The organism is Deltaproteobacteria bacterium, assembly GCA_011375175.1.
GTDB lineage: Bacteria > Desulfobacterota > GWC2-55-46 > GWC2-55-46 > DRME01 > DRME01.
Map to the genome: position 1 here is coordinate 1 of DRME01000103.1, position 9,650 is coordinate 9,650.

The 9,650-nt window shown below is 64.6% G+C and carries 10 protein-coding genes; 8 read left to right on the top strand and 2 right to left on the bottom strand.

Annotation, left to right across the window (positions count from 1 at the left end):
- The first annotated feature begins 438 nt into the window (after positions 1–438).
- On the top strand, positions 439–1,104 hold the full coding sequence (locus ENJ37_08775) for a methyltransferase domain-containing protein (GenBank protein ID HHL40587.1): 666 nt from the start codon (positions 439–441) through the stop codon (positions 1,102–1,104).
- Between the two features lie 145 nt (positions 1,105–1,249).
- On the opposite strand, the gene ENJ37_08780 is transcribed toward ENJ37_08775, so the two are convergent.
- On the bottom strand, positions 1,250–1,792 hold the full coding sequence (locus ENJ37_08780; GenBank protein ID HHL40588.1) for a DUF721 domain-containing protein: 543 nt from the start codon (positions 1,790–1,792) through the stop codon (positions 1,250–1,252).
- Between the two features lie 45 nt (positions 1,793–1,837).
- Positions 1,838–2,092: a hypothetical protein gene (locus ENJ37_08785; protein HHL40589.1), complete on the bottom strand. Its 255-nt coding sequence runs from the start codon at positions 2,090–2,092 to the stop codon at positions 1,838–1,840.
- A 394-nt stretch (positions 2,093–2,486) separates the two neighbouring features.
- On the opposite strand from ENJ37_08785, the gene rplU reads away from it, so the two are divergent.
- The 7 genes from rplU (at position 2,487) to ENJ37_08820 (ending at position 9,447) form a co-directional block, all read left to right on the top strand.
- On the top strand, positions 2,487–2,798 hold the full coding sequence (rplU, locus tag ENJ37_08790) for a 50S ribosomal protein L21 (GenBank protein ID HHL40590.1): 312 nt from the start codon (positions 2,487–2,489) through the stop codon (positions 2,796–2,798).
- Between the two features lie 245 nt (positions 2,799–3,043).
- Positions 3,044–3,295 carry a 50S ribosomal protein L27 gene (locus ENJ37_08795; protein ID HHL40591.1) on the top strand — a complete coding sequence of 84 codons (252 nt, stop codon included), beginning with the start codon at positions 3,044–3,046 and terminating at the stop codon, positions 3,293–3,295.
- Between the two features lie 231 nt (positions 3,296–3,526).
- A complete protein-coding gene (gene obgE / locus ENJ37_08800) occupies positions 3,527–4,534 on the top strand; it encodes a GTPase ObgE (protein ID HHL40592.1) in 1,008 nt (335 codons plus the stop codon).
- A 74-nt stretch (positions 4,535–4,608) separates the two neighbouring features.
- Complete coding sequence (gene proB / locus ENJ37_08805; protein HHL40593.1) at positions 4,609–5,664, top strand: glutamate 5-kinase; 1,056 nt, start codon at positions 4,609–4,611, stop codon at positions 5,662–5,664.
- A 379-nt stretch (positions 5,665–6,043) separates the two neighbouring features.
- A complete protein-coding gene (locus ENJ37_08810) occupies positions 6,044–7,438 on the top strand; it encodes a glutamate-5-semialdehyde dehydrogenase (protein ID HHL40594.1) in 1,395 nt (464 codons plus the stop codon).
- Positions 7,439–7,656: 218 nt separating this feature from the next.
- Positions 7,657–8,985 (top strand): UDP-glucose/GDP-mannose dehydrogenase family protein, encoded by a 1,329-nt coding sequence (locus ENJ37_08815; GenBank protein HHL40595.1) that lies wholly within the window; start codon positions 7,657–7,659, stop codon positions 8,983–8,985.
- Positions 8,986–9,066: 81 nt separating this feature from the next.
- Positions 9,067–9,447 carry a hypothetical protein gene (locus ENJ37_08820; protein HHL40596.1) on the top strand — a complete coding sequence of 127 codons (381 nt, stop codon included), beginning with the start codon at positions 9,067–9,069 and terminating at the stop codon, positions 9,445–9,447.
- The last annotated feature ends 203 nt before the right edge of the window (positions 9,448–9,650 follow it).

Here is a 9,650-nt window from a genome sequence, read left to right on the forward strand (position 1 = left end):
GTGGGCCTGTGGCCCTTCTTCAGAAAGTTTCCCTCAGAGTAACGAATCAGATGCTTTCATCCGTCGGCTTCGGGGAGCCGGCGGCAACACCCGCTGCCTTGGGGGCGGTAGCGGGGGAGGTTCGGGCCGCAAAGGCGTAAAAAAAATCCCGCCCGGCGCGGGCCGAACCTCGCCGGTGCCGCCGACATACGAACAACATACGAGAGGGCGCGGGTGGAACGTGGGCCTGTGGCCCTTCTTCAGAAAGTTTCCCTCAGAGTAACGAATCAGATGCTTTCATCCGTCGGCTTCGGGGAGCCGGCGGCAACACCCGCTGCCTTGGGGGCGGTAGCGGGGGAGGTTCGGGTCGCAAGGGCGTAAAAGATCCCGCCCGGCGCGGCTCGAACCTCCCCCGGTACCGCCGAACATGCGAACAACCGTGGAGGTGGGGGGGAGATCATGGCTTGCGGCCGCCCCGGGGAGCCGGCAACACCCGGCGTTGAGGTCGGCCCCGTCGAGGAGATAGGCCCCTACCGGCTCGTACAGGAAGCCGGCGGTCAGCCGGTGACCACCGACTCGCTCCTTCTCGCCCGTTTCGTCCTCCCCCTGGCCGAAGGCGACCGCGTCCTCGATATCGGCACGGCCACCGCCTTCATACCCCTCTATCTCGCCTGGAAGTCTCCCGCCGCGCACATAACGGCCGTCGAGATACGGCCGGGAGCCTGCGCCCTTGCCGAGGCCAACGTGGAGCGCAACGGCCTGGCCCGGCGCATATCGGTCGTCAACGCCGATTTCCGCGAATTGCCGGAACGCTTCGCTCCCGGCTCCTTCGACGTGGTGGTGAGCAATCCTCCATACGTGAGGAAGGGGGAGGGGCGGATGAGTCCGGACGCGGAGCGCGCCGCGGCGAGGATGGAACTCCACGGCGGCGCGGCCGAGCTCTTCGCCGTGTCGCGTCATCTCATCGGCGAGAGCGGCAGGATGTGCTGCATATATCCTCTGCGCAGGCTCGAGGAGGTGAGGGCGGCGGCGGAGAGCGCGGCCCTTGCGGTGCGCCGTCTGGAGGTCGCGGAGGGGACGGGGCGGTTCCTCATGGAGGTGACGGCCGGGGACGGAGGGCTGTGAGGGCGGTCCGGCGCTCACTCCACGGTTGCGAGACGTTCCGAAGGTCTCTACGGCCTCCCCGGCGGTCCGGCCCGCAAGGGGGTAAAAAAACCGCCCGGCGCGGTCCGGCCAGCCGGGGAGGCCTCTTCCCCCTTGAGCTCGGAGCCTACCGGCCGCCGCCTCCAAGGCTCTTTTTCATGGCCCGCCGCACAAGCTCCCGGAGCGCCGGGTCGGCGACCTTCGAGGCCGTCTCTTCGACGAGCTCCTCTTCCCTGCCGGTGAGTCTCCGCGGCGCGGGGGCGTCCGCCGGCGCCGTGGGGCGCGGGCGGACGGCGCCGTGGCGGAACCGGATGGTCGAGACGACCTTCTCTCCGACCAGGGCGTTGAGTTTTTCCATGATATCGCTCTGATGGAAGCGCAGCTCCGTTGCGAGGGAAGCCGAACCAACGGTGACGTGCAGCGTGGAGCCCATGAGCCTTGCGGGCTCGGCGTTGCGTGCTATGGCCTCCCCCACGGCCCCGGGCCATGCCTTCCGGACCTTGTACTCCCGGAGCTTGGGGCCTACGGCCAGCGGGCCTCTTAGTGAGGTCAGGAGGGAAGAGAGCCGGAGAGGGGAGGGCAGTGGCCCGCGGCGCGCGTCGGGCCGCCCGGCCCTTTTGCGGCGGCCCGGCGCGGCCGGGCCGCCGTATGGACCCTTTTTACCGCCCATCGGCGCCTGCCTGTGGGAGCGCCGCCTTCCCGCGCCCCCGCCGGGTCAGCCTACGGCTCCGGGCGGCTTGAACCTGCCGCCTAAGAACTGGCCCGCCACGGCGCCGACCGCTATGACGGGCACGAAGGTGAAATCGAGACCCCCCATCTTCCTGAGGATGAAGATGAAGGGTATGGGTATGTGGATGTAGAGCATCCATAGCAGCGAGAACTTCCTGGTCCCGGACCTCAGGTATCCGAAAGGGAGGTTGAGCAGAAGTGCGAAGGCTGTTATGGCTATGAGGACGAGGAACGTGTTCATAATGGTCATTGATAAGGAAACTCTGATTTATTGCACTGAGGGAACCTTTTTGTAAAAAGGTTCCCTCAGACTCCCTCCAAAAACTTTTAACGCCCTTTTAACGCCCTGCGGATCAGCCCGATTTTGCTTGCAAAATCGGGCTGATCCGCAGGGACTTAAAAGTCTTTGAAGGGGGTCTGGGGGAAACGTGGGCCTGTGGCCCTTCTACAGAAAGTTTCCCCCAGGGTAATTAATCAGAGCTTCCATAAATGTTAACAGAAGGAGACCGGCGCTGTCAATAACCCCATACCGGCGGCGGAACAGGGGCTCCATGCGAAAAAATCCTTGACAGACAGGCTCCATGGAGGTTACTATTACGTATTCGAGAAAAGCGCAGGAAAGCGGGGGAGCGTTTATGTATGCCGTCATAAAGACAGGGGGAAAGCAGTACAAGGTGACCCGCGGCGACGTGCTCAGGGTCGAAAAACTCGCCGCCGAGGTGGGCTCGACCGTGGAACTCGGCGAGGTCTACGCCGTGGGTGACGGCGAGGAGTTGAAGATAGGCCGGCCAACCGTCGAGGGCGCCAGGGTGACGGCCCGGGTCCTCGGTCACGGCAAGGCCGGGAAGATAATCGTCTTCAAGAAGAAGAGACGCAAGGGCTACACCAGGAAGCAGGGACACAGGCAGCTCTACACCAGCATAAAGATCGACGAGATAACGGCCTGACGAATCCCGCCGGCCGGGGGGACGACTCTTCTTCAAGACCGGGGGCGACTTTCTTTCAAGGCTGGGGGTGACTTTCTTTCAAGGCCGGCGGCGACTATCCTTCAAAACCGGGGGTGACGGGGGCTGCGGGTGGCGACGGGGGGTTGCGGGGCGGCTCTCTTTCAAAAAGGTTCGCCCGCGGTGATTGGCCGGAGCTTTCCTGGAGGTTCCCTCTCAAAGAAATCGAATGTCCGGAGGCAGCAGAGATGGCGCATAAGAAGGCGGGAGGCAGTTCGCGCAACGGCCGTGACAGCAACGGTCAGCGTCGCGGCGTGAAGCGTTTTTCGGGACAGACGGTGAGCGCAGGCTCCATCCTGGTGCGCCAGCTCGGCACCAGGATACACGCCGGCGAGAACGTGGGCGTGGGCAAGGACTATACGCTCTTTGCCAGGGTTTCGGGTGTCGTGAAGTTCGAGGACCGCGGAGCGCGCAAGTTCGTAAGCGTCGTGGCCGGCTGATACCAACTCCTTGAGTGAAGACTCCCGAGGGCGGAGCAGGGGCTTTTTGTTGGCGGTCCCGGCTCCGCCTTTTTTTTGTTCCGCCTGGCAAGACCCCGAAGGACGTCGGAAAGCAGGGGGTGTCCTTGCCGGCGTCCCTTCGAGGCGCTCGCCGGGAGGCCGGGGCCGCAAAGGCGTAACAGGGCCGCCCGGCCCGTGCCGGGCGGGAAGTCTTCCCCGGTTTGAAGAAGTATGCGTTTCATAGACGAAGCGAGGATATGGGTCAAGGCCGGTGACGGAGGGCGCGGCTGCGTGAGTTTCAGGCGGGAAAAGCACGTGCCCAGAGGCGGACCCGACGGCGGCGACGGCGGCGACGGCGGCGACGTCTGTCTCGTCGTGGACCCGCGCCTTGCAAGTCTTCTCGACTTCCGCTACAGGCGCCGCTACAGGGCCGAGCGGGGCCGGCACGGCATGGGGAGCCTGCGTCACGGCCGGAGCGGGCGGACCCTCGAGCTGCGCGTTCCTCCAGGCACGGTCGTAAGGGACGCCGCCACCGGCGGGGTGCTCGCCGATCTCACCGGAGAGGGCGAGCGTTTCGTCTGCGCCAGGGGAGGACGCGGCGGCAAGGGGAACGCCCACTTCAAGTCGTCCACCAACCGGGCGCCCCGGTACGCTCAGCCCGGCGAGGCGGGGCAGGAGCGCGAGCTCAGCCTCGAGCTCAAGCTCATGGCCGACGTGGGCATAATAGGTCTTCCCAACGCCGGCAAATCGACCCTCATCTCCCGCATATCGGCGGCGAGGCCGAGGGTGGCCGACTACCCCTTCACAACGCTCGTTCCCAACCTCGGCGTGGTCCGCTACGGCGATTTCGGGGGATACGTGGTGGCCGACATACCGGGTCTCATCGAGGGCGCCCACGAGGGCAGGGGGCTGGGCATACGCTTCCTGAAGCACGTGGAGAGGACGAGGCTCCTCGTCCACGTGCTCGACATCTCGCCGGGGACGGGCCGCGACCCGGCAAGGGACTTCGAGACGGTCAACGCCGAGCTTGCGGCCTTCGACCCCGAACTCGCCGGGCGCACGCAGGTCGTGGCCCTCAACAAGTGCGACGTGGCCGAGCCCGACGGGAAGCTCTTGAAATACTTCGAGCGTAAGGGTATAAAGGTCTTTGTCCTGTCGGCCGCCACCGGCCGGGGCGTCGAGGAGCTCGTAAACCACGTGGGCGCCCTTTTAGAGGGGGCGAAGGGGGGGAGGTCGTGAGCGCGCCGCATCGGATACTGCCGGGTCCAATCCGCCGCGTGGTGGTCAAGGTCGGCAGCGCCGTTGTGGCCGCCATGCACGAGGCCGGCGGAGATGCGGGAGGGCTGGACGCCCTGGCGGCCCAGGTGCGCGGGCTGAAGGAAAGGGGCATGGAGGTGGCCGTGGTCACCTCCGGGGCCGTGGCCCTTGGGGTCAGACGCCTGGGGCTCGGGGGGCGGCCGGTGAGCATCCCCCGGCGCCAGGCCGTGGCCGCTCTCGGGCAGAGCGCCCTCATGTCGCTCTACGAGCGGGCCTTCGCCGCCGTCGGCGAACGGGCGGCCCAGGTCCTTCTCACCCACGACGACATGGGCGGCCGCCGCCGCTTCATAAACGCAAAGAACACCCTCACGGCCCTCTTCGAGCTCGGCATCGTGCCCGTCATAAACGAAAACGACACCGTGGCCGTGGAGGAGATAAAGTACGGCGACAACGATACCCTGGCGGCGCTGGTGACGAACCTCATCGAGGCGGACCTGCTCGTCATCTTAAGCGACATCGACGGCCTCTACGACAGGAATCCGAGGCGCTGTGCCGACGCCCGCCGCATTCCCCTTGTCGAGAACGTCGACGAGCTGCGGCTCGACGAGGCGGCATCGAGGGCCGGTCCGCTCGGGTCGGGCGGCATAGCCTCCAAGGTCGAGGCGGCCCGCAAGGCGGCCCATTTCGGGGCCGCCACGGTCATAGCAAACGGCCTCGAGGAGGACGTGCTCCTCCGTGTGGCCTCGGGCGAGGACAGGGGCACGCTCTTTCTGCCGCGCGAGGAAAAACTCACGAGCAAGAAACACTGGATCGCCTTCTCCACCAGGCCCACAGGCCGTATCTTCGTCGACGACGGGGCGAAGACGGCGCTCGTGGAGGGGGGGAAGAGCCTCCTGCCCTCGGGCGTGCGGCGGGTGGACGGCCAGTTCGAGGCCGGCGAGGTGGTCCATTGCGTGGACATGGCGGGCATGGAGTTCGCCCGCGGCGTGGCCAACTACGGCTCCGGCGAGATAGAGGCCATAAAGGGACGCAAGTCGAGTGAGATATCGGCCATCCTCGGCTACAGCGTCTACGACGAGGTGATCCACCGCGATAACCTCGTGGTCCTGTAAAGGGAGCTCCGTGCCGGGGGAAGTACACCGGAGTCTGCCGGGGGAAAAGGGCCATAGGCCCCTGTACTCCCCGCGGCCCCATCGTATGTTATTCGGCTGCTTGGCGGTCCTCTGGAGGTTCGGCCCGCGCCAGGCGGGATTTTTACGCCTTTGCGGCCCGACCCTCCAGAGGACCGCCCCCACGGGCAGCCAATGCGGGCAAGACACCCCCTTCAAAGACTTTCAATACGAGTTGGTTTCCCCCTGTTTTGCCAGGCAAAACAGGGGGAAACCAACTCGCGTTAAAAGTTTTTGGAGGGAGTCTGAGGGAACCGTGGGTCTGTGACCCTTTTGCAAAAAAGGTTCCCTCAGCCGCCTCCAATCTTGTGCCTGGCCGTTCATGGGGCGTCGCGGGCAAGGGGGGGCGGGTAGCGCCAGGCGGGGGGATACGCCTTTGCTACCCGCCCCCCCTTGCCCGCGACGCCCGGGAGAAGGGAGACGGGGGGCGGAGACCGAATCAGAAGCGGGAGGTTTTGATATGTCCGTAAGAGACGAGATCGTTACGATTGCGGCGAGGGCGAGGGATGCGTCCCTGAGGCTCGCTTCGCTCGATGGGGCGGTCAAGGACAGGGCCCTGAGGGCCATGGCCGACGCCATAGAGGACGGGGCGGCCATGCTCAGGGAGGAGAACGAAAAGGACCTTCAGGGGGCGAGGGACCGGGGGCTCACGGGCGCCATGGTCGACAGGCTCACCCTCTCGGACAAGGTCATCAAGGGCATGGCCGACGGCCTCAGGGAGGTGGCGGCCCTCAGGGACCCGGTGGGAGAGGTGACGGGCATGAGCCGCAGGCCCAACGGGCTCGTCGTCGGACGCATGCGCATCCCGCTGGGCGTTATCGGGATCATCTACGAGTCGAGGCCCAACGTGACGGCCGACGCCGCGGGCCTATGCCTCAAGAGCGGAAACGCCGTGGTGCTTCGCGGCGGCAGCGAGGCGATCAACTCAAACCTCGCCGTAGCGAGGCTCCTCTCCAGGGCCTGCGAGGAGTGCGGCGTGCCGCCCGGCGCGATCCAGGTGGTATCCACCACCGACCGCGAGGCGGTGCTCGAGATGCTGAGGCTCGAGGAGTACATAGACGTAATAATCCCGCGCGGCGGCGAGGGGCTCATACGCTTCGTCGTCGAGAACTCGAAGATACCGGTCATAAAGCACTACAAGGGCGTATGCCACGTCTACGTCGACGAGAGCGCCGACCTCGATATGGCCTCGGAGATAGCCTTCAACGCCAAGGTCCAGCGCCCCGGCGTCTGCAACGCCATGGAGACGCTCCTCGTCCACGAGGCCGCGGCCCCGGGGCTGCTGCCGTCGCTCGCGGCCCGCTACAGTGACGCCGGCGTGGAGCTTCGCGGCTGCGAGGCCACGCGAAGGCTCGTACCTTCGGCCAAAGAGGCGACCGAGGAGGACTGGTCGGCCGAGTACCTCGATCTCATACTGGCCGTCAGGGTCGTGCCCCACATGGACGAGGCCATCGCCCACATAGCCCGCTACGGTTCGCTCCACACCGAGTCCATCGTTACGGGCAGCTACTCGAACGCCCAGCGCTTTCTTCGTGAAGTGAACTCGTCCACCGTGCTCGTCAACGCCTCGACACGCTTCAGCGACGGCTACCAGCTCGGCCTCGGCGCCGAGATAGGCATATCGACGACCAAGCTCCACGCCTTCGGGCCCATGGGCCTCGAGGAGCTCACAACGCGCAAGTTCGTCATATACGGCGACGGCCAGACAAGGCAGTGAAAGACCGGAGGGGGCGGGTTGTTACGGCAGAACTTCACGGTTATGCCGTAACGCCTTGAATGTGGGACTTTTTTCGGCCTGTTCTTGTCGCCGCAGCGGAGTTGCGGCGGGATGGGGCCTGCGGCGTCCGCCGCCCTTGCGCCAAGATTGGTCTTGACACGTTCCTTCGCTGCGGTATATAGTAAGTCGATTTGAGAATCGAACCGAAGGGAAGGTTTATGAATATCTGCGTCATCGGTACCGGCTATGTGGGACTCGTCACGGGCGCCTGTTTCGCCGACTTCGGCGTCAACGTATCTTGTGTCGACAAGGACGCCGTGAAGATAGACATGCTCAGGCGCGGCGAGATACCCATATACGAGCCGGGCCTCAAGGAGATAGTCGACAAGAACATACACGAAAAGAGGCTCTTTTTCACCACCGACCTGGGCGAGAGCATCCGCAACTCGCTCGTCATATTCATAGCCGTGGGCACCCCGCCCAGGGAAGACGGCTCGGCCGACCTCAGTTACATCGAGGAGGTGGCCAGGACCATAGCGGCCAACATGAACGGCTACAAGGTCGTCGTCACCAAGAGCACCGTCCCCGTGGGCACGGGCAAGCTCATCGAGGATATCATATCGAAGGAGCAGAAGGGGGAGCACAAGTTCGACGTGGCCTCCAACCCCGAGTTCCTCCGCGAGGGGTCGGCCGTCGAGGACTTCATGAGGCCCAACCGCGTGGTCCTCGGCGTGCGCAGCCCCCAGGCCACGGCCATACTCAAGGACCTCTACTCGCCGCTCTATCTCATCGAGACACCCTTTGTCATAACCGACATAGAGACGTCGGAGCTCATAAAGTACGCCTCCAACGCCTTCCTGGCCACAAAGATCTCGTTCATAAACGAGGTGGCCAACATATGCGAGCGCGTGGGCGCCGACGTCCACATGGTGGCCAAGGGCATGGGCCTCGACAACCGCATAGGTCCCAAGTTCCTCCACGCGGGACCGGGCTACGGCGGCTCGTGCTTCCCCAAGGACACCAAGGCCATAACGAAGATCGCCAGGGCCCACGACTACACCTTCAGGATAGTCGAGTCGGTCATAGAGGTGAACGACGAGCAGCGGCGCATCATGCTCGACAAGATAAGGACGCTCGCAGGCGGCCTCGAGGGCAGGACCATCGGCGTGCTGGGACTGGCCTTCAAGCCCAATACCGACGACATACGCGAGTCGCCGGCCATGGAGATAGTGGAGCGTCTCATCGCCGAAGGGGCGCGCATAAGGGCCTACGACCCGGCGGCCATGGACAACGCAAAAGAGGTGCTCCCCGCCGGCAGCGTCACATACTGCGAGGACTCCTACGACGTGGCCGAAGGGAGCGACGCCCTCGTGCTGCTCACCGAGTGGAACCAGTTCAGGAAGCTCGACTTCGACAGGCTAAAGGGACTGCTCAAGGCGCCGCGGCTCGCCGACCTGCGCAACGTCTACGATCCGGCGAAGGTGAGGTCCCTGGGGTTCGACTACGTCTGCGTCGGCCGCGCCGACCAGGGCGAGCCGGCCCATTGAGCATTGAGGCGCCGCGCAGGCCGCGCAAGGGGTGTGCCCTGGCGGGGCCGAGTGCGGAGGCGGCGGGCCACGGGGTCGTCTATGACGAACCAGGACGGAATGATATCGCGCTCGACGCTTCTGTGGCTGCTCGTGCTCTCGTCGCTCTTCTACGTCGGCTCCGTCGTCGTGCCTCCCTACGTCTCCTACAGGATGCTGAGCTACGATGTGGAGAGCGAGGCCGAGATGGCCCACCTCTACAGCGACGCCCGGCTCGCAGAGCACATAATGGAGAAGGCCGGGACATGGAACGTCCCCCTTACGCGCAAGGGGATAATCATAAAACGCGACAAAAGAGAGATAACCCTGTACATCAGGTACGACGTGCGCCACGTCTTCTTCGGCGGCTACGTCTGGAACCATACCTATCACATATACGTGACGAGGCCGCTCAAGAAGACGGCGCGCGACGAGCTCCCGTAGCGGCCATTCCGCAACGCCGACGCCCTTTGGAAACTCTGATTAATTACCCTGGGGGAAACTTTCTGTAGAAGGGCCATAGGCCCACGTTTCCCCCAGACCCCCTTCAAAGACTTTCAATACGAGTTGGTTTCCCCCTGTTTTGCCAGGCAAAACAGGGGGAAACCAACTCGCATTAAAAGTTTTTGGAGGGAGTCTGAGGGAAC

Coding starts and splice junctions, on each gene's coding strand:
- ENJ37_08820 (HHL40596.1), top strand. CDS start 9,067: ATGACGAACCAGGACGGAATGATATCGCGCTCGACGCTTCTGTGGCTG.
- ENJ37_08810 (HHL40594.1), top strand. CDS start 6,044: ATGGGGCGTCGCGGGCAAGGGGGGGCGGGTAGCGCCAGGCGGGGGGAT.
- rplU (HHL40590.1), top strand. CDS start 2,487: ATGTATGCCGTCATAAAGACAGGGGGAAAGCAGTACAAGGTGACCCGC.
- obgE (HHL40592.1), top strand. CDS start 3,527: ATGCGTTTCATAGACGAAGCGAGGATATGGGTCAAGGCCGGTGACGGA.
- ENJ37_08815 (HHL40595.1), top strand. CDS start 7,657: ATGAATATCTGCGTCATCGGTACCGGCTATGTGGGACTCGTCACGGGC.
- ENJ37_08785 (HHL40589.1), bottom strand. CDS start 2,092: ATGAACACGTTCCTCGTCCTCATAGCCATAACAGCCTTCGCACTTCTG.
- ENJ37_08775 (HHL40587.1), top strand. CDS start 439: ATGGCTTGCGGCCGCCCCGGGGAGCCGGCAACACCCGGCGTTGAGGTC.
- ENJ37_08795 (HHL40591.1), top strand. CDS start 3,044: ATGGCGCATAAGAAGGCGGGAGGCAGTTCGCGCAACGGCCGTGACAGC.
- ENJ37_08780 (HHL40588.1), bottom strand. CDS start 1,792: ATGGGCGGTAAAAAGGGTCCATACGGCGGCCCGGCCGCGCCGGGCCGC.
- proB (HHL40593.1), top strand. CDS start 4,609: ATGCACGAGGCCGGCGGAGATGCGGGAGGGCTGGACGCCCTGGCGGCC.